Source organism: Bradyrhizobium sp. USDA 10063 (assembly GCF_054063735.1).
Genome location: NZ_JBSSGP010000001.1, coordinates 370600 through 389255, shown reverse-complemented (window position 1 = coordinate 389255; position 18656 = coordinate 370600). Strand labels below are relative to the sequence as shown.

The following is an 18656-nucleotide window of genomic DNA, read 5'->3' as shown; positions in this document are numbered from 1 at the left end:
CACTCCCGACTGCCCGGCGCAATGACGTCAAGCCCCTTCGCGATCCGCTTCGCCCTCACCACGTCGTTCGTGACACAAGCCAAGAACGCTGCCTCGGTGAGACGTCGCAGGAGGCCGGAGCGACTGTCGGGTGTCGCACAAGTCGACAACCAAGACATACATACCGAATCCCTGTCCCTGATCGAGTCAGGCGTCGTTTGCTGATCATCCATATCATATCCCGCCACCGACCTTGGCCGGGAAAACATCGCGGCAGGCCCCCGAGAGGGGGCACGCTCGCGCCCCGCGGCCAGGGACCCATCTCGCCACCACATCCAATGCCGCTGACGACGGCCAGTAGCATTCAACAAGACCGTCTGCCGAGCAGCATTGAAGGCTGCAAGCGATGATTTCGCACAGTCATCTAGTTCGGCCTTCCGCCTGGCGCCAATACATTACGAGCATGGAGTCATAACGGTTGCCTATGGATAGCGGGCGCGCCCTCCGTCGACCGCTCGGTGCGGCACAAAGGCGCTGCTTGCTGGCGTTTCGTCCAGGGCGACTGCAGAACCCAATCGGCCGCTTATGCGATCCGTATCGTTACCTGCTTAAGGCCGAGAATGCGGGCGGCTCGGCGACAATCTCATACCGAACGCTTCGTTTGACGCAACGACACGTGCTTCTGGGTTAGCGCTGCCGTCTGAAGGCGCCGCACAAAGGCGCACCGATCCATCACGGGCGCCTATGCCTTCATAGCGATCAAGTATTTTACGCCCTGCGCCGCCTCTAGTAGTGACGTGCGGAGGTGTTGATCCAACCGGGACACGGGGGAATGCCATTAGGCCAATTGCGGGAACCTTCTCGCCGTGAGGAGGAAAGGAACTCTGGCATACCTTGTCATCGGCAGACGATGCCTGTCGGTGGCCTTGAGCCGTCGTTCCCGAAAGCAGGTCGTTGCCCCTTGAGTGGGGCTGCTGGCGCAAGCGGCCTCGAATCCCGCTGGCGCAACGGCGCGTCGACGGGAAGATCGTCCGGGAGGGTCAATGAGTCTCGATGATACGATGGAGACTGCGCGACAGACCATTGCACTGATGGATAGTCTCTTGACGCGGGCTCGCGAACAACTTGGCCGTTGTGCCCATCCTTTGGGCGACAGCGCGATGAGTGCCGCTGCAATTTCTGCATTTGTCGGCGATCAGGATAAAGCGTTTCAAAAGGCGTATGCGGACGAGCTGGCGGCCCTCAGTCACATCCTGCCAGCCCCCCAATCAATGTCGCATGTTCCACCCACCCAAGCCGTCTCCACCGAGAGTGTGACATGATCAGGATGGCGGACGGTGAGCCGTTGAATGGTGATGATGCGACGGACGCCGAGCGGGTGGCACAGCTCGCCATCGACTTCGTGGCAGGGCGCGCTGACTTGGCTAGCGTCATTGGGATCACGGACGATGAGCTTGAAGCCCTGTATGTGCTTGGGCATCGCTACTATTCTTGCGGCAAGTACGAAGAGGCGCGGAATTTCTTTCGCTTCTTGTGCCAACACCGGCACATTGACGCACGATTCTGGTTTGGTCTGGCTGCCAGTAGTCAGATGCTTGGGGACCCAGAGAACGCCGTGCACGCCTATCGGTTGGCCGGGCTCCTGAATAGCGAGGATCCGCAGATACCGCTTCGTGCTGCAGAATGCTTCATCAAGCTCGGTCATCCCGCAGCGGCGATCGCCGCGCTCGAGAATGCCTTGGCGCTGAGTGTCGGAAGGCCCGACCACAAGGCCTTGGCCGGGCGTGGGCTGATGATGCTTAACCGCCTCAAATCCCAGGTAGGGTCCAACCATGGATAGAGTGAACATGAGGGCGTTGACGAGCAAAACACTCCACCAAGTCAGGACGCTGCCTTTCAGTGTCTCCGCCATCGGTCTTTCGAGCAATGCCCGCAAGACCGACGCCAACCTCTTGCCGCAATCGGTTTCCGGAGAGGCTGTCGCGTCAGGTGCGATTCCAAGCTTAGCGGCACCACGTGCGTTCGATGCGATTGACCTCCTTACCACGTTTCTGACTCTGAAGACCAAGATGACGGATGGACAGGTCGCAGCCGGAATAGAGGACGCGCGACACTGGGGAGAGCAGCAAAGGCAGTTGCACGAGAAACTCTCCAAAAGCATCATTGAAGCGGCAAGAAGAATGGCAGAGGCGAAGAAGAGCTCGGGCATCATGAAGTTCTTCGGATGGCTGGCGGTCGGATTGACGGTCCTGGCTGCCGTTGCCACTGGCGGAACTCTTGCTGTCATGGCGGCGGCAGTGAGCGTTGGAGTAGCGACTCTTATCGAGACGGGGGTCATCGATAAGATGACCGCGGCAATTGTGAAGAGTCTCGAGAAAGACGGAATCGAAAGCGGCGAGGCCAAAACCTTGGGCGTGGCTATTACGATTGGCATCATGTTCGCCATCTCGGTGCTAACGGTCGGCGCTGGCTTTGCTAGTGGAGCTGCGAACGGATCGCGCGCCGCCTTGATAGCGTCGAACTCTGTCAAGGCTGTTCAGATCGGCCAGAGGGTTTCGACGACGGCTCGGGTCGGCGAGGCAGTGGCATCGCTGGGCGCAGCTAGCGCTGGCATCGCGACTGGCGTCCAGCAGAAGGAGGCAACGGACGCCCAGGCAGAAACGTTGGACATTGGCAAATTCATTGCAAGACTGAGACTCCTGCAAAGCGACGAAATGGACTTCATCAAGCAGTTGCTTCTCGACAGGACGATAACCACGCAGATGGTTGCCGAGGCGATTGAGAGCCAGAGTGCCTCCAACGCCAATGTCATCAGGCACTTCGGCTGACAGGGGGCCCGGGATCACTTGTCGAACTTAAGGAATGTAGCGATGGCAGTTGCGATCGAACGTGGAACGACCGTTGGCGGGCACGACCTGTTGGATGCTGCCGCGCATCAGCAACTTCCGTGGGTGCCGATCTCTGCTACGGTCGCCAGCAGGAACGCGCCAGAACGCGAGATCACACTCCCTCTTGCGGATCCCGTTGAAAGAGCGCGGGGTTTTGGATCAGTTGGTGTACCGGATCTCGCGGACGTTGAGATCCACGAGAAGCTTTCGAACGTCCAGGCCAAGCTGAAGGACTTTACTGCGGGGAATGACATATCAGCGGTCGCCGCGCTTATCGTTCGGCTCAATGCGGAGTTCCGCAAGGCGGCGAGGTCGGACCGGTCGGCTGCGCTTAACATCGAGATTGCTGCGCAGGAAGCTGCGGCGAAGGCGCTTCGCAATTCAGGGCTATGCCAGTTGTTTGGCGCGATAGCCACCTCTGGCGGCGCGATGTCAGGCGCCGCTGTAAACCTCAAGGGCGCTCGCCAGATTCAAGCGCGCTTCGATGAGGCGTACAAGGCCAAGATCCACACGCCGCTTCCTAATTCTGGTTTGGAGACGCCAGCCCCGACCAGGCCTTCAGGTCAAGCGCAACGCTTTGACAAGCCGGAAGGCGAGCCGAAGCTCTCCGACAAGCCTCACGGTAAAGCGCAACTTACTCCAGCGCCGGAGCGCGAGGCACAGCCCTCGGAGGATAACATCGAGATGACAGGCCTGGACAGGAGCACATCATCGAGCAGAAGCAATACAGGCGATCCGCTTAGGCTGGACGCGTCCGATAGCGCGACGGACCCTCTTGAGTTTACGCGCGTTGCCCAGGCACAGACCGCAGCCCAGCAGGCGGCGATGAGATGGAATGGCATGGGCACGATCGTAACAGAGGCCTTTAAGCTTCCGGGAGCCGGCCTGAACATGGGCGCGACGCACTACCAGGAGGAGAAAGCGAAGCGGGAAGCGGACAGCATCAAGGCGCGGGCGCAGGTGGAGGACGAGAGTGAATTCATGGCAAGCTATGAGACGGTGATACAGGACTTTCTGGGCAAGCTTGCTGAAATTCGTCGTGCCGATGCCGAGGCGAGAAGCAAGATCGTCTATATGGCTTGAGTGCATCGTCGGACGAAAACGTCTGAGTTTGAGAATGGCGTAAGATGATCAATGCAACATCTGGATACCAGCCCTATGTGTCGGCCAGCAGCGCAGGAAATGTTCTCCCGGGCGGCCTGTCTTTGTGCTCGATTATGATGCTGGTTCTGATGGAACGGCATGACATCTACCAGAATCAAATCCGATCTGAATACGACGACATGCAAGCGCGAAACAACTTGCTGAAAGATATGAACAAGGCATTGGCGGCCTTGCGGGCCAATCGGCCAACCGATGAAAAGACGGCTAAAGACTACGGCACTTTCGTCGATTCGCAAGGCACGACTCAAGATGTGTTTGTATGGATACACCAAAAAGGCATCCCCATCGAGGGGCGCGAAGAGCGGAAAAAAAAAGTCTTCGGCTTTGACCGTCAAACCCACAAGTACGGACTGTACGAACCTATGTCCACCGAGGCGAAAAAGGGCGGCATGCGAGGTGTGCAGTCACAGTTCGATGCTGCCATCAACAATCTTAAGGCATCGATTGATGGTGCCAACAGCGAAGGACAGATGGCGTTGATTTATCTGCAGGGGCTCCTGGATAAGCTCAATCAGGTTGCTGAACTAATGTCTAACCTTCTTTCGAAAGATCAAAAGATCAAGGAGATGATTATCGGCAACTCTCGTTGAGAGACGGCAACAATGAGTATTGCAATGAGTGCAGGTGCGGCGGTAAACGGAAAGCTGAATGGATGCGTATTCTCCGCGGGAACGCCGCTTCCTCAATGTTTAGCAGGACCTTGCTGACGCTCCTTTGTCTACTGCTTACCCGATGTGCCGGCTCCGACTCGATTGCTGAACGCGGTGTTCTGCTGGCTTCGCCAAGCATCGGCTGGCCTGCGCCGGAGCCCTCCTTCCCGGCGGGGAAACCGCAAGCACCTAGCTTTGAACTGCTGGCACAGCCGCCAGCCCGGCCGGTCACCGCCTCGGTGGAGCGGCGGCTGCCGGTCACCTCTGATGGCACTCGCGTGAGCCTCGACTACGCCAATGCCGATATCCGGCGAGTTGTGAATGACGTCGTAGGCGAGATTATGAGCATGCCTGTCATCATCGATCCGGGCGTTGGGGGCAAAATGACACTTCGGACCTCCGGCCAAGTTCCCGTGAGCGATGTTCCGCGACTGCTCGACCAAGCACTGGCAACGCACGACTACGGGCTGGCCGTGATTGACCGCGGAGTTCGAGTGGGGCGCCTGGTCGACCTCGCCGGCGGAGTACGAACCGACGTCCAGGTGATTCCCGTTCGCTACGTCAATCCAGCCGATGTCATTAATGTGATCCGACCAAACGTCGAGGAGAGCGTGCGCCTGACACCGGCGCCGGGGGAACAAGGGATTGCGATCAGTGGGCCGCCGGGCTCGGTCGGTTCTGTGCGTGAACTCATCGGCTTACTTGACACCGATGCAATGGTTCACAAATCGTTTGCGCTGTATACGCTGGCTCAGGCGAGTCCGTCCGCCGTAGAGAAAGAACTCAGTTTTTTGTTCAACCAGAATGGCGAGGGCAGAGTGCGCGTTCGGCTTGCGCCGCTCGAGCGGTTGAACGGCATTCTTGTGGTAGCGGACGACCCTGCGGTACTTCAGCAAGTCCGTCGCGTCATCGCCAAGCTGGATAGGACCTCGGAGGCGGCGGCAAACATTCATGTGCGTCCACTTCGGTACCGAAGGGCGATGGAAGTGGCGCAGGTGCTGGCACGAATCTTTGGCGCTCAGCCACCCAGCGCGGTATCTCGTGCGCAGCCCGCGGGAGAGTTTGGAAAGTTGTCAATCGGAAGCGCGTCCGATCGATCGAGTCTGCCCCTGAACGTTCCTGGCCTGACGGACGAAAGATCAGATGCGGCCGCGTCGACAACGCAAGCAAAGGACGATGCGGTGGTCTCCGCAGTCAGTCTCGGCCTGTCGGCGCCGGTGCGGATCCAGGCGGATCCCAGCCAAAATGCACTCGTGATCTTGGCAACGCCGCACGACGACAAAATCATCGAAGCCGCAGTTCATCGGCTTGACGTCAAGCCGCGGCAGGTCCTGATCCAGGCCATTGTCGCGGAGGTGCGGTTGAGCGATCATCTGCGATACGGTGTCGACTATCTTCTTTCCTCCCTGGATTTGGGTGCCGTTCCACAAGGTGGTTTGTCCTATGTGTTCCCAAATACGAGCGTCAACGTTGTGCTACACGCGCTAAGTGGCGTCGGGGACGTTAAGGTTGTATCGGCGCCACGTATTCTCACAGTCGACAATCAAACCGCGACAATTGCGGTGGGAGATCAGGTCCCGGTCCTTGCGCGATCCTCACAATCCACGCTAGGCCAGAGTTCAATCGTGAGCGACGTCGAACTGCGCGACACGGGGGTCATTTTGGCTGTGACACCCCGCATCGGCGCCGGGGGCGGCGTGACGCTCGACACCTTTCAGGAGGTCAGTACCGCGAACAAGAACACACTGACCAACGTCCAATCCCCTGTCATTTCGGTACGCCGGCTCCAAAGCACCGTATCGACACGAAACGGTGATACGATTGCGATCGGCGGTTTGATGCAGGATAGCAACAACAGGGTGGATTCCGGGGCTCCCGTGCTGAAGGACATTCCATTGTTGGGGCCTCTGTTCGGCAACACGGAGCACGCCAAGGACCGAACCGAGCTCTTGGTGTTACTGAATCCTCGTGTGGTTGAGAGTGGCGCCGATGCGCGGGCTTTGACTGAGGAGCTGCGGGAAAAGTTCGAATCGCTGGCCCCCGATCTCGGCGGCCACCTGACGCCCCAACGTAGGCGTCGTTCTCGGAGCCAGCTCTGAGGGCTTGGGCGCGGTAGGCCCAGGACAGAAACTGTACGATGTCGCGGTTGGGATGTCCGCTGGCGATCTTGCTCAGGACGTCGGAGAGGGCGAAGCGGATGGCTTTGGCGAGCTCGATCTTCTGATCTTCTGGCTCACGAGGGCGAGCTTGGCGCGCAAGCGACGCCTCGGAGGCGTCGACCAGCGGCCGGCTCGTCCGCTGCCGCACAAGGCGGCGGTCTCCACGCGGCGGTCGCGGATCTCCCTCCTCGATCGCGCAGAATGCGGCAATTTGCGTCAGCGCCTGGCTTGCGATCAGCGGGGCCGTGAGTTCGTAGACGTTGCGCCGCATGTGCACTCAACAGAATGCGAGCTCGACCTCGCCACGTTCGGCAAGCCCAGGGTATTCCATGGTCGTCGTATCAACCCCGACGCATTGATCAGGTTCGCTCCGTCGCGCTACAGCGGGCAAAGATTTCTGTTTTGGAACGTTGCCGCAACACGTTGCGTGAACCCCGTCATCAAAGTCGGGCTGATCCGCAAATGCCACGGCGTTCAGAACATTCCCAAAATACGACCTTGCGGTTCAACTGCAGAGGACGGGCCTCCGATCCGAGGAGAACCGGCATCTCACTCTTAGCAGCCATAGGCACCAGATATTGCTTCATAACGAGCAGCTATTTGATCTCATCACAGGGAAGCTCTATCCGTCACAAACATGAGTGAGAAAGAATGGCCGCCCCCCCCCCGTACCCCCGCGGCGGTCGTCTCCGCCTCGATGTCTTGCCGCCATGATCCATCTCGACGCGATTGGGCTCCCTCCGAGACATGCCATACTTGGCGGCTCAAGTCCAAGGCGATCGATGCTCCTCCAGTCGAGACGAGGCAATGCACCATAAAGAAGCAATACCCGAACCAACCTCTTCGCATCTCGACTCGAACAAAGCTTTTCGATCCAGAGGCGGCTTGCAGTGGCTCGTGTCCATTTTCTCGGCCGTCGAAATCTAGGCCTCGCTTGACGTCATATGCGCGCCCCGCTTACAGCGGCTTGCGGTAGCTGACGCCGCGCTGCACGACGATACGATGGCCTATGCGGTTTTTCGCTCCGTAGGAGATACGTGGTGTGGGCCATTGGCAACTGTTGCAAATCGCCGATCTTGGGATTTATCACCGACGACGCGGACAGCGTGGAGGAATTTCCGGCCAGACCGGCTGTCGGCCTTGAAAAAGCCGGCCCATCATCCCTCTGTGTCGTGGAGCAGACGCGCTCTGGGCCGCAAGAGGCAACCTCGTCTCGCAACAACCACAGCGACAGTGATCGCCTTTATCGACCGCGGCCTGAGTTATTCAATAGGATTGCCGGCCAGCTCAGTACAATGGTCTCATCCACTTTGTCGTTCTGTAGAAGATGGATCCTGAGGAATTCCGTTCCGTCCCAGAACCTTGATCTGCTGCCGCCGGACTTATTCATTAGGATTGCCGAGGCGCTCAGCCCGATTGATCTGCTGAGACTGTCGCAGACAAATCGCAGGCTGCGGAATGCGGTGCAGCTTTACGATCCGGCGCTTCGCGCAAAGCGCCAGAGAGCTATTCGGGTTCAATCCGTCTGGCACAGGCTGACCTCCCCCCACCCAGGCGTTGCGGATCGCTTTGCAGCGCTGACAGATCCCGCCGTGATCCGGTCACTTGCGCCCAACTTCAATTGCCTGACCAACGGGCAGCAGAAGCACCTCGTCGACCGCGCCGGAAGGCTCGCTGATTCCGAGCATCGTGTCCGCTGCCTGGAAAGCCTGGGAACAGGCGTGGCAGGGCTGGCGCCCGCGCTCCAGCGGCGCCTCGTCTCCCTCGCCGAGAAACTCTGCCATCCCGCGCATCGCGTGACGGCTTTGGAGGGCCTTGGAGCGCACATAGGACGGTTTGCACCCTCACTTCAGCAGCGCCTCGTCGACCTCGCCGAGGGGCTCGCGCCGCCCTGGCAAACCGTCTGGGCCGCACAGAACCTCGGATTGGGCGTGACAGCGCTTGAACCTGAGCTCCAGGAGCGCCTGGTCAGCCTCGCTGAGCGACTTAGCGACCCCAGGGATCGCGCCGCGGCGCTGCGAAGCCTGGGAGTGGGCATGGCAGGGCTTTCGCGCGAGCTTCAGGAGCGCCTCGTCGCCCTCACCGAGAAACTTGACGAGCCCCCGGATCGCGTCGTGGCTCTGGAGGGTCTCGGATTGGGAGTGGCAGGGCTTTCGCGCGAGCTCCAGGAGCGTCTTGTCACCCTCGCCGAGAATCTCGCGGATCCCGCGCATCACGTTTTGGCGTTGGGAAGCCTGGGAGTGCACGTGGCAGCGGTCTCACGCGAGTTCCAGGAACGTCTCGTCGCCATCGCCGAGGGGCTCGCCAATCCCGCAAATCGCGTCTTGGCCCTGCGAAGCCTCGGAGTAGCCGTGGCAGCGCTTCCGCGTGAGCTCCAGCGACGGCTGGCTGCGCTCGCCGAGGGTCTTGCTCAGCCTGCGTATCGGGCTCGAGCCTTGGCGGCATTGGGGTCGGAGGAGGTGCGGGATGATTTGCCGGTCGGCTTCAACGGCCTCTGGAATGGCTGAGGCGGACATCGAGAGCCATGTGTGAAAGTCTGATCAAAGAACAGGGGCTTGCCGTTGCCAACCTACCGACTCGCGCGGTCGCACTGCAATCCCTGCGTAGCCTGATCATAGTGATTCGCGTGCGCGCATCATCGCTGTTCGCGCACACGAGACGCCAGGAAACAAACCGCCCCATCTATCAAACGGCGCGCCCGCTTCCAGTCAAGACTATTGATCGGAGGTCCATCTTAGTAGGCCGCACTCCAAACAAAACACGGCCCGCGTCTCATCTGACAAGCACACCGCGAAGGCCCTTCCAGTCAGGTACGTCCTGCTGATCAACCGTATGTGTGGTGGTCTCCGACAACGGCACCGGCCTCTGCCCATTCAAGCTGGCCATCGAATGCAGCGCATGTCGCTCCTGAAAGGCATAACGTCAACAGCTGACCCAATATCGAGATTGTATTGGCTTCTGGTCGACCGTGAGTAGATGGAGAGGTGGAGGCTGTTGAGCGGCTGCCTGCTCTTCATCTTAGCTAGGTGCCTAGAATGCGATGTCTTGAGGCGTACTGGAGGCGTAGGCCTAGTGAAGGATATCGTTGTGGTTCGGTAAGTCGGCACAATGGCGAATGGGGTGCCCTGTCGAGCATTTCAACACGGCTTAGCCAGGTAACCCATTCCCCTAGCGGTCAACCTCAGCGGAGGGAGTTAGATGCAACTAGCGAGAAGTGCTGCGATGTCGGGCGTTACGCTACGTGACCGCTCAATTGCGATGGTGGCCCCGGCGCCGAACCGTGAGCGTACCGGGGATATCGCTTGGTTCTCACAAATAATCGAAGAGACGAATCCAGACGGCTGCGAAGGATTCGATCCCGCACCCGATCGCAAGGATTTCGGCAATGATCCGCATCATCTCGCCGACAGCGAAAGCGCCACGTCATCTGCCTTGATTACGAGTTCGATCATCGGTGCCATGCCACCCCCTGTTCAGCGTCGGCGAGCGCCCGAAGAGCTGTCACGATCGGTTGAACTCGCGGAGCTGACCAGGAGGATTACCGAGCGCACTTTGGTCAGCCGAGACTATGCCGGCAATACCGGAGTGCACATCATGCTGAACCGCGAATTGTTCGGCAATGCGCGTGTGATCGTCAGTTTTCAGCATGATACCCTAGGGGTTTGCATCGAATCCGAGCAACTTTGGCCTATCCTGCAGGTACATGGCCATGCATTTGCGCGCGATTTGTCCGACCGGCTTGAAATGCGCATCGTGATGGCGGTCTTCGCCTACAGCTCAACGTTGGACGAACAAGGCAGCAACCGGCGATCTCGCGGATTTGAGACACTGCTCTACTACAAAGCTGAGAAGGGCGCGTGATCGATCTGCCGTGCTATGGCCTACGTGAGGCTGCCGCCGTTTCCAGTCTTGCTACGCGTCTGCCAGTTCCCTTCAACATCGCTGGCATCGACGTGAAAGCTGTCATGCCTGGTTCGACACCTCCGCGTCTTCCGGCCGATTACTGCCGGGCCGTGATGCGCCCACGCGGCCACAGGATTCGGGTCGCGCTTGACTCGACGCTCCTTCCGGCGGTGGCTGTGAAACACTGGCCGGAAATTTCTGCGCTGCCTCCGGGCGACGGTCTGCGAGAAATCCTGTTCGACATCGTCCTCCGAGATCTCGCGATCCAGTTGGAGCAGTGGTGCGGGCATCGGCCGACATGGTCTTCGGCCGAGAGCGCCGTAGCGTTTCCCCACGCACTTGAGATTCTTCGCTTGGAGCGTCCAAACGACATCCTCGGGCTGGCAGAATTCGATGACCGCGGACTGCAATGGATCGTCGACTGCTGCTCCGCGCTTCCGGTCGTATGCGCCGCGCTCGATGATCTGTCTCTGTCTCTCGATCTGCTGGTCGCACGCATCAGCCTTATCTTGACGGATCTGCATCAACTCGCTGCAGGTGACGTCATCCTGCTGGATACCACCCCGGTCGGCTGTGACGGCGTCATGACTGTTCTTCTATGCCTCCCTGGCGGTCCTCGCTTTCGCGCCTCGATCTTCAATGGCTGCCTTACCGTTCTTTCAGCTGTGGACTGTATGATGGATAGACCGGATCCGCTCCCACCGGAAACCTTCGACAGCATCGATCTACCCGTTGATGTGGATGCTGGACGCCTGACCATGCCGCTCAGGCGGCTTCGCGAATTGGCTATCGGCCAGGTGCTGGATCTTGGTTTTGATGCCACGACCAATATCAGTTTGCGCGTCAATGGTCAGGTGGTCGCGACCGGTGAACTGGTGCGCATCGCCGAGCGAACAGGTGTGCGCGTGCTGGACTTGCGGTTAGCACGAGCAGAACGATGACGGCGCTGCCAGATCCTGCGACGCTGATCGTCCTCATCGCGGCCATCGCGATCACCCCCTTTGTTGCGATAACCGTCACCTCTTACGTGAAGCTCGTCGTCGTCTTTGGGCTTATTCGCAATGCTCTCGGCGTTCAGAACATTCCGCCGAACATGGCGCTGAATGCGATCGCCATCCTGCTCTCGGTCTACATCATGCAACCAGTGGCCAAAGGTGCGTATGAAGCAGTGCGCGACAGGCCAATCGCATCCCAAGATCTCCGTGAACTGGAGACAACGATAATGCTAGCTGCTGAGCCGGTTCGCAACTTTCTCCTGAAGAACACGTCGCAACGGGAACGGCAATTCTTCGTCAATGCGACTCGCGGATTGTGGAGCAAGGAGGACGCCGCCGCCATAACGGGCAGCGAATTCATAATCTTGATTCCGGCCTTCATCACTTCCGAACTGGAAAGCGCGTTCAAGATCGGCTTCTTGTTGTTTCTGCCCTTTATCGTCATCGATCTCGTCGTTTCGAACATCCTTCTGGCAATGGGCATGATGATGGTTTCGCCAATGACCATATCTTTGCCGTTCAAGCTGTTCCTGTTCGTCGCCGTGAACGGGTGGCAGCGCCTCATTCATGGCCTCATCTTTTCCTATGCGGGAGCAGCACCATGAATACCGCCAGACTCACCGACAGCGCCATTGGCGCGCTCAAACTGACACTTGTCCTGTCGATGCCCACGGTCCTCGTCGCGACCGGCGTCGGACTGATCGTCAGCATTGTGCAAGCTCTGACCCAAGTTCAGGAGCAGACGCTCTCCTTCGCGGTAAAGCTGATATGCGTGAGCCTGATACTGGTCGCTACCGCGAATTGGTTCGGCGAACTCAGCCGGTATACGGTGAACATCTTCGACCAGATCGCCGGGATGTAGGCTGAGGCTCCAGGGACCAGCTCGATTGCCTCTCCTCACCGCGCGGCACGCAACAGGAGCGACCGTCGCCAGCTGGCTGTCCATGCGCCCGACCAATCCATGCCATGTCGCCACTCGATCCAGCTCACCTGCATACTTTCCTTGTTGTTCTTGCGCTTGCGATGGCGCGTGTGACAGGGATCATGCTGGTCATGCCCCTTCTGGGACGAGGCATGGTGACGGCGCTGGCGCGCAATGGTGTGATCATGGCATTGGCGCTCCCGGTAATGGTGTTTGCTTGGGCAACGAGGCCTGCGGACCTCGATATCACACGTCTGGCGTCTGTCCTGGGCCTGGGGCTCAAGGAACTGCTGCTCGGGTGCGTCCTGGGCATGCCGGTTGCCGCGACTATGTGGGGCGTGGAAACCGCAGGCACGTTTATTGATCACCAGAGGGGGGCTACGATGACAAGCCTCTTGAGCCCGGCAAGCGTCAATCTGGACTCGCCGCTTGGGACCTTCCTGGCTCAGCTTTACGCTACATGGCTATTCGTCAGCGGCGGCTTCTCCAAACTGTTAGAGGCGCTCTATCGTTCCCACGAGATCTGGCCGCTGTGGAGCTTTCTTCCTGAATTTGGTCCTGCCTTCGTCACCGGTGTGTTAGGTCTTGCAGACCTCGTGATGCTGCTGACATTGCTTCTCGCCGGTCCAGCCATCGTTGCGATGTTTCTCAGCGAATTGGGCTTGGCACTGGTCAGCCGGTTCGCGCCGCAACTGGAGGTCTTCTTTCTCGCCATGTCGGTCAAGAGCGCAGTCGCCCTCCTGCTGCTGATTCTCTCGCTCACGATTGTTTTGACCAGCGCCGACAAGCATATGCCGTCGCCTGTCGCGATCCTCAATCGCATCGCCAGGTGACCGTCGTGGCCGGTAGAAAGACCGAAAAGCCGACCCCCACAAGGCTGCGGGATCTGCGCAAGAGGGGACAGGTCCCGCACAGCAAAGAAGTCGTGTCGGCGGCAGTGACGATGGGATTCTTCGCGCTGTTCTTCGGCTCTTTGCCTGGCTTGATAGAGCGACTTGAGGCAGCGATCCTGTTGCCCGTATCGTTTCTGGAAGAGGACTTCCTGGTTGTCAGCCGACGGCTCCTGGAATTTTATATCGGTGAAGTCCAAAGTATGGTCGCACCTTTCCTCGGCGTGGTCCTGGTGATCGGCGTGGGCGCCAACCTGCTGCAGAACGGGGCGATTTTCTCGCCCCAGGCTGTCTCGCCGTCGCTCAAGAAGCTGAACCCCGGTGAAAACGTCAGAAGGATAGTCTCGCTGCAGAATCTCGTCGATCTGGGTAAGACGATCGTGAAAGTGCTGATACTTGGCCTCGTCATAATGCTCGTGCTGCGCGAGGGTGTACATGCGCTCGTGTGGACACCGAGCTGTGGCATATCGTGCCTAAGTGCGGTGACGGGTAACCTACTGCTTGGGATCGCTAGTTATGTGGGGGCAAGCAACCTTCTGGTGGCAATTGCGGACCTTGCGTTCCAGCGATGGCAGTTCACCAACAAGAATTTGATGTCGCTGGACGAAGTGAGACGAGAAGCCAAGGAAAATGAAGGCGACCCCCTGATCAAAGGCCGACGCAGGCACCTGCATTCGCAATTGTTGGCCAAGGGCGCGATTGAGCAGTCGCGTAAAGCGACGGTCTTGATCACCAATCCCACACATATTGCGGTGGCGATCTATTACGATCGGCAGCGCACCCTCCTGCCCATGATCGATGCCATCGGCACCGATCACTTGGCGCAGCAAATGATTGATGCCGCCGCCGCGGCCAGAGTGCCGGTGATGCGCAACATTCCGCTGGCGCGCGCGCTCCTGGAGGACGGTCTGGTGGATGAGTATGTTCCATCGCACCTGATTGTACCTCTCGCGACGGTTCTGCGGGCGCTTGGAAAACTGGTGGCTGAGACCGCTTATCGGTCCTGACGTCCGTGATGTTGATCGGTATTCGCAGTTTTCAACGGCCGGAAAACATGCCGACCGGTCTGCGGTCTCACGGCAGCCATCGGCACAAGATATTGCTTCATAACGAACATCTATTTGTTCCGGAGATCGCGAGCGTCTATCTTCACGTACATGGGAGAGGAAATGGGCACCACCGAATGCGAGGGTCCCATCGGCCTCGACGTCTGCCGCCAGGACGCACGTTGACGCGAGTGGGCTCTCTTGGAGCCCCTCGACTCATGCATGTCGGCTTAGGCCGCCGGAATAATGGACGCTCTTCGCCGGTCGCTTGGACTTTTATTGGCGATAGCAGCGTAGCTGTGATGGTGACGGTAGCGAGATGGTTGCGGAAGCCTGGCATTGCGGGTTGTCGCGCGACGAAACGACTTCAGTTTGACTAGACAGGATTCGATGAGGTGACTCTGCGCACAGAGGCGTTCGTCGACCGGATGCCTCAGTGACCGACAGGCGATCGTTCGAAAAAAAGTAACTTGCGCGTTTTGTCGGCGATGATGATCGTTGTGCCGCAATACGAAGACCTCATCCAGTTCGTCGCTTTGCAGGAGGTGGACCATGAGGGGTATTGACGAACGCGGTAAGGCACCGATGGTAGCATATGACACCGACGAGGCTGACCGCGCGGATGATTCTCCCACTGGGCCACCGATTGACCTCGACGGAGCCGGCCCATCCCGTTCTGTCGTGGAGCAGACACGTTCTGACCCTCACGGATCAGGTGCTGGTGCACTGCCTGTTGAGGGACGCGGCCCTCATCTGACGCTGGACGTACTCGGTGTGATTGCTGAGCAGCTCAGCCCGATCGATCTGTTGATGACGTCGCGTGCAGGTCGTCAGCTGCGTGACGCCGCCCAGCTATCGCCGGAGCTTCGCGAAACGCGCCAAAGAGCTATCCGGGTTCAGTCGATCTGGGACAGGGTGACGGCGCCTCGCCCGGGCATCGCGGATCGCTTTGGTGCGCTGATGCATTCCGGTACGATCCGAACGCTCGCGCCCAACGTCAATTGCCTGACGAGGGCACAGCAGGGGCACCTCGTCGCACTCGCCGAAGGGCTTAACGACCCCGAGCAGCGCCTCTCCGTCATAGAGGACCTCGGGGCGCGCTTGGGAGAGTTTGCGCCCGGGCTCCAAGGGCGCCTCGTTGCGCTCGCCGAGCAGCTAAACGCCCCCGAGCATCGCGTCTCGGCCTTGTTGGCCCTCGCAGCGCACGTGGCAAGGCTTTTGCCCGCGCTCCAAGCGCGCCTCTTCATCCTCGCCGACGGGCTTGATGACCCGGAGCATCGCATCTCCGTCATCACGGGCCTCGGAGCGCGCGCAGGAGAGCTTACGCGGGCGCAGCAAGAGCACCTTGTTGCCCTCGCCGAGAAGCTCGCCGATCCCGAGCATCGCGTCGCCGTCATCGAGGGCCTCGGGGAACACATAGGAGACTTTGCGCCCACGCCGCAAGAGCGCCTCTTTGTCCTCGCCGAAGGACTTAACGATCCCGAGCATCGCGTCTCGGCCGTGTGGGGCCTCGGATCAGGCGTGGCAAGGCTTTCGCCCGCCCTCCATGAGCGCCTCGTCGCCCTCGCCGAGGAGCTTAACGACCCCGAGCATCGCGCCCGAGCCCTGGAGAGCCTCACGGGCGTCGGAGAGCTTACGTCCGCACTCCAGGAACGCCTCATCACTCTCGCAGAAGGACTTAACGACTCCGCGCATCGGGCCTCGGCCATGGAAGGCCTCGGAGTGCGTCTGGCAGACTTTGCGCCCGCATCCCAACGCCGCCTCGTCGCCCTCGCCGAAGGGCTAAACCAGTCCGGGTATCGTGCTCAAGCCTTGGAGAGCCTTGGCCTGCGCATAGGAGGGGTTGCACGCCCGCTGCAAGATCGCCTCGTTACCCTCGCCAAGCACCTTGACGAGCCCGAGCATCGTGTCTCGGCTCTGCGAAGCCTCGCAGTGGGTGTGGAAGGGCTTGCGCCCGAGTTCCAGGGACGCCTGCTCACCCTCGCCGAGCGGCTTAACGAGCCCGAGCATCGCGTCTCGGTCCTGTCGGCTCTTGGAATGCATTTAGGAGGGCTTCCGCTTGACTTCCAGCTGCGCCTTGTTGCCCTCGCCGAGCAACTCGCTCAGCCCGTGGATCGCATCTCGGCGCTATGGGCCCTAAGGGCGGGTGTAGGCCGGCAAGCCGTCCCGGCCCAGGAACGCCTCGTCGGCCTTGCCGAACTGTTCAACAGCTCCGGGCATCGTGTCGCGGCCTTGCAAGGCCTCGGAGAGCGCCTGGCGGAGTTTTCACCCGAGCTGCAGACGCGCCTCGTCGCCCTGGCCGAGGCGCTGGACGACCCCGCGCATCGTGTTTCGGCGCTACAGGGCCTCGGCGGGAGCTTGGCACGGGTTACGCCCGAAGTTCAGGAGCGCCTTGTTGCCCTCGCGGAGGGGCTCAACGACCCTGAGCATCGCGTCTCGGCGCTGCAACGCCTCGGCCCAGGCATGGGAGGCCTCTCGCGCGACCTCCAGCGGCGCCTGGCTGCACTCGCCGAAGGCCTTGCCCAGCCTGGCTATCAGGCTCAAGCCTTAACCGCACTCTGGCCGTAGGAGGCGAGACGAACTGATGCGTATTCCGCAAAGACGGGACCGTCGTTTCGCTCACTAAGGCCTGTTTACAATTAGCGGCTTGCGAGGAAGCTCGCGACGAGATTGAGAAGGCCGGCAAAGCTGGCATCGGTTTTTTCGTAGCGGGTCGCGATGCGCCGGAATGCCTTGAGGGAACAGAAGAAGTTCTCGACCAAATAGCGCCATTTGTACATTTCGGCGTCATGGGGGATGCGCCCGGCGCGGTCGGCTTTGGACGGAATGACCGCTGCGGTGCCGCGTTCATTGAGGTTGGCGCGCAGCCAGTTGGTAAGCGTAGCGCCGCGGCCGTTCAGATTGTTTGTGCGCGGTCTTGGGAGCACCGTTAGAAGAGTCATCTTCTGCAAGGGTGCTCACAATGGACGACCATTCGGACGACATAAGACGTGTGTTTCGGCGTGGAATAAGGACCCCGTATTCGGGGTGATCGGCATCCAATCGGGACCCCGGGGCAAGGGTCCACAGTGGCTTCCATTGAGTCATGGAAGCCGAGGTTGGGATGCTGGTGGTGGAGACGATTGCCAAGCTCCGTCGCGCCTATTTTGTTGATGGTCGCCCGATTAAGGCGATCTGCCGAGAACTCGGCGTGTCGCGGAAGGTGGTCCGCAAGGTTAAAGGGCAAGAAAACTTGGAAGATCTATCGGGATCGCGTCGAACTCCCAATAGCAAAGATGGCGTACGTCGATGTCTTAAACCGAGAATCGCCTTACGACATGTACGAACTATTGCCTGGAGATCTTTTGTACCTGCCGCGTGGAGTCTTCCACGAGGCGGCAACTGAAGCTTCAGTCTCGCTGCATCTTACCGTTTCGCTGAGCACATTGTGCCGATTCCGAGGTCATCGCGCGCACCGTACCGAGTTGATGGCGCGCAGGGTTCCGAAATGATCGCGCGCAGCATTCCGAGCATTCTCCGCGCAGCATTCCGACTTGATCGCGCGCAGTTTCGGATGGTGTGAAGCCTGATCGTTGGTCCATTTCTCCGGCTGGAACCAGCTTGGAGAATTGGATGCCGACGAGGAGGGTTATCATGCGCCAGGTGCGCGAGATTGTGAGGTTGAGCCTTGAGACTGGGCTCTCGACGCGCGTGGTTGGCGAGCGTGTCGGCGTCGGGCCGACGACGGTACGTGACACGCTGAAGCGGTTTGCGCGCGCGGGTCTGGCATGGCCGGTCCCGGACGCGATAAGCGATGCCGAGCTGGAGCAACTGCTGTACGGGGTGCCTGGCGTGAAGCCGGGGCGCCGCAAGGTGGCCGAGCCTGACTGGTCGGTTGTTGCCCGCGAGCTCAAGCGCAAGCATGTGACCTTGCAGGTGCTGTGGGACGAGTACATTGCGGAGCATCCGGACGGGTACCGATACAGCCGTTATGTTGCGGCCAGATTTATGTTGTCGCTGCTGGAGTGAGCCAAGGATTTCGCCAACCTCCTCGGCTCGCTCCGCAACATAAGAGTGTGAC

Annotated in this window: 15 protein-coding genes and 4 pseudogenes; 17 read left to right on the top strand and 2 right to left on the bottom strand. The window is 59.8% G+C overall.

The features are described from left to right. Positions 1-1022: 1022 nt before the first annotated feature. The 6 genes from ACVJGD_RS01885 (at position 1023) to ACVJGD_RS01860 (ending at position 6780) form a co-directional block, all read left to right on the top strand. Positions 1023-1301, top strand: coding sequence for a hypothetical protein (locus tag ACVJGD_RS01885; RefSeq protein ID WP_456632749.1), 279 nt, complete (start codon positions 1023-1025; stop codon positions 1299-1301). After that, positions 1298-1819 (top strand): SycD/LcrH family type III secretion system chaperone, encoded by a 522-nt coding sequence (locus tag ACVJGD_RS01880; protein WP_456632748.1) that lies wholly within the window; start codon positions 1298-1300, stop codon positions 1817-1819. The genes ACVJGD_RS01885 and ACVJGD_RS01880 overlap by 4 nt, the downstream gene beginning before the upstream one ends. A 7-nt stretch (positions 1820-1826) precedes the next feature. Further along, entirely contained in the window at positions 1827-2807 is a 981-nt protein-coding gene (locus ACVJGD_RS01875; protein ID WP_456632747.1) for a hypothetical protein, read from the top strand. 42 nt (positions 2808-2849) lie between these two features. After that, on the top strand, positions 2850-3950 hold the full coding sequence (locus ACVJGD_RS01870) for a hypothetical protein (RefSeq protein ID WP_456632746.1): 1101 nt from the start codon (positions 2850-2852) through the stop codon (positions 3948-3950). A gap of 44 nt (positions 3951-3994) precedes the next feature. Continuing rightward, on the top strand, positions 3995-4621 hold the full coding sequence (locus ACVJGD_RS01865; RefSeq protein WP_456632745.1) for a hypothetical protein: 627 nt from the start codon (positions 3995-3997) through the stop codon (positions 4619-4621). Between the two features lie 62 nt (positions 4622-4683). Beyond that, complete coding sequence (locus ACVJGD_RS01860; protein WP_456632744.1) at positions 4684-6780, top strand: secretin N-terminal domain-containing protein; 2097 nt, start codon at positions 4684-4686, stop codon at positions 6778-6780. Between the two features lie 142 nt (positions 6781-6922). Here ACVJGD_RS01860 and ACVJGD_RS01855 read toward each other — a convergent pair. After that, a pseudogene (locus tag ACVJGD_RS01855) lies at positions 6923-7165 on the bottom strand (IS66 family transposase); the annotation flags it as partial. 970 nt (positions 7166-8135) lie between these two features. Here ACVJGD_RS01855 and ACVJGD_RS01850 point away from each other — a divergent pair. The 9 genes and pseudogenes from ACVJGD_RS01850 to ACVJGD_RS01810 all read left to right on the top strand — a co-directional run. Further along, a pseudogene (locus tag ACVJGD_RS01850) lies at positions 8136-8294 on the top strand (F-box-like domain-containing protein); the annotation flags it as partial. 138 nt (positions 8295-8432) lie between these two features. Next, entirely contained in the window at positions 8433-9347 is a 915-nt protein-coding gene (locus tag ACVJGD_RS01845; protein WP_456632784.1) for a hypothetical protein, read from the top strand. A 715-nt stretch (positions 9348-10062) separates the two neighbouring features. Then, the gene (locus ACVJGD_RS01840; protein ID WP_456632743.1) at positions 10063-10701 is read left to right on the top strand and encodes a hypothetical protein; all 639 of its coding nucleotides are present in this window, start codon (positions 10063-10065) and stop codon (positions 10699-10701) included. Beyond that, the gene (locus ACVJGD_RS01835; protein ID WP_456632742.1) at positions 10698-11684 is read left to right on the top strand and encodes a FliM/FliN family flagellar motor switch protein; all 987 of its coding nucleotides are present in this window, start codon (positions 10698-10700) and stop codon (positions 11682-11684) included. Before ACVJGD_RS01840 ends, ACVJGD_RS01835 begins: the two co-directional genes overlap by 4 nt. Next, a complete protein-coding gene (gene sctR, locus ACVJGD_RS01830) occupies positions 11681-12343 on the top strand; it encodes a type III secretion system export apparatus subunit SctR (RefSeq protein WP_456632741.1) in 663 nt (220 codons plus the stop codon). The genes ACVJGD_RS01835 and sctR overlap by 4 nt, the downstream gene beginning before the upstream one ends. Next, positions 12340-12600: a type III secretion system export apparatus subunit SctS gene (gene sctS, locus ACVJGD_RS01825; protein ID WP_456632740.1), complete on the top strand. Its 261-nt coding sequence runs from the start codon at positions 12340-12342 to the stop codon at positions 12598-12600. Before sctR ends, sctS begins: the two co-directional genes overlap by 4 nt. 104 nt (positions 12601-12704) lie before the next feature. After that, the gene (gene sctT, locus ACVJGD_RS01820) at positions 12705-13493 is read left to right on the top strand and encodes a type III secretion system export apparatus subunit SctT (RefSeq protein WP_456632739.1); all 789 of its coding nucleotides are present in this window, start codon (positions 12705-12707) and stop codon (positions 13491-13493) included. Continuing rightward, on the top strand, positions 13490-14557 hold the full coding sequence (locus ACVJGD_RS01815; RefSeq protein WP_456632738.1) for an EscU/YscU/HrcU family type III secretion system export apparatus switch protein: 1068 nt from the start codon (positions 13490-13492) through the stop codon (positions 14555-14557). Before sctT ends, ACVJGD_RS01815 begins: the two co-directional genes overlap by 4 nt. An 813-nt stretch (positions 14558-15370) precedes the next feature. After that, positions 15371-17164, top strand: a complete 1794-nt coding sequence (locus ACVJGD_RS01810; protein ID WP_456632737.1) for a hypothetical protein — start codon at positions 15371-15373, stop codon at positions 17162-17164. Between the two features lie 71 nt (positions 17165-17235). Here the strand turns inward: ACVJGD_RS01810 and ACVJGD_RS01805 are convergent. After that, a pseudogene (locus ACVJGD_RS01805) lies at positions 17236-17451 on the bottom strand (transposase); the annotation flags it as partial. A 297-nt stretch (positions 17452-17748) separates the two neighbouring features. Here ACVJGD_RS01805 and ACVJGD_RS01800 point away from each other — a divergent pair. Beyond that, positions 17749-18087, top strand: a complete 339-nt coding sequence (locus tag ACVJGD_RS01800) for a JmjC domain-containing protein (RefSeq protein WP_456632780.1) — start codon at positions 17749-17751, stop codon at positions 18085-18087. Positions 18088-18229: 142 nt separating this feature from the next. Then, positions 18230-18568: pseudogene (locus ACVJGD_RS01795) on the top strand (helix-turn-helix domain-containing protein); the annotation flags it as partial. Between the last annotated feature and the right edge of the window lie 88 nt (positions 18569-18656).

What these genes read in the sequence shown, in the direction of transcription:
- ACVJGD_RS01885 (WP_456632749.1), top strand. Translation starts at nt 1,023, where the DNA reads ATGAGTCTCGATGATACGATGGAGACTGCGCGACAGACCATTGCACTG.
- ACVJGD_RS01880 (WP_456632748.1), top strand. Translation starts at nt 1,298, where the DNA reads ATGATCAGGATGGCGGACGGTGAGCCGTTGAATGGTGATGATGCGACG.
- ACVJGD_RS01875 (WP_456632747.1), top strand. Translation starts at nt 1,827, where the DNA reads ATGAGGGCGTTGACGAGCAAAACACTCCACCAAGTCAGGACGCTGCCT.
- ACVJGD_RS01870 (WP_456632746.1), top strand. Translation starts at nt 2,850, where the DNA reads ATGGCAGTTGCGATCGAACGTGGAACGACCGTTGGCGGGCACGACCTG.
- ACVJGD_RS01865 (WP_456632745.1), top strand. Translation starts at nt 3,995, where the DNA reads ATGATCAATGCAACATCTGGATACCAGCCCTATGTGTCGGCCAGCAGC.
- ACVJGD_RS01860 (WP_456632744.1), top strand. Translation starts at nt 4,684, where the DNA reads ATGCGTATTCTCCGCGGGAACGCCGCTTCCTCAATGTTTAGCAGGACC.
- ACVJGD_RS01840 (WP_456632743.1), top strand. Translation starts at nt 10,063, where the DNA reads ATGTCGGGCGTTACGCTACGTGACCGCTCAATTGCGATGGTGGCCCCG.
- sctR (WP_456632741.1), top strand. Translation starts at nt 11,681, where the DNA reads ATGACGGCGCTGCCAGATCCTGCGACGCTGATCGTCCTCATCGCGGCC.
- sctS (WP_456632740.1), top strand. Translation starts at nt 12,340, where the DNA reads ATGAATACCGCCAGACTCACCGACAGCGCCATTGGCGCGCTCAAACTG.
- sctT (WP_456632739.1), top strand. Translation starts at nt 12,705, where the DNA reads ATGTCGCCACTCGATCCAGCTCACCTGCATACTTTCCTTGTTGTTCTT.
- ACVJGD_RS01800 (WP_456632780.1), top strand. Translation starts at nt 17,749, where the DNA reads ATGGTCGCCCGATTAAGGCGATCTGCCGAGAACTCGGCGTGTCGCGGA.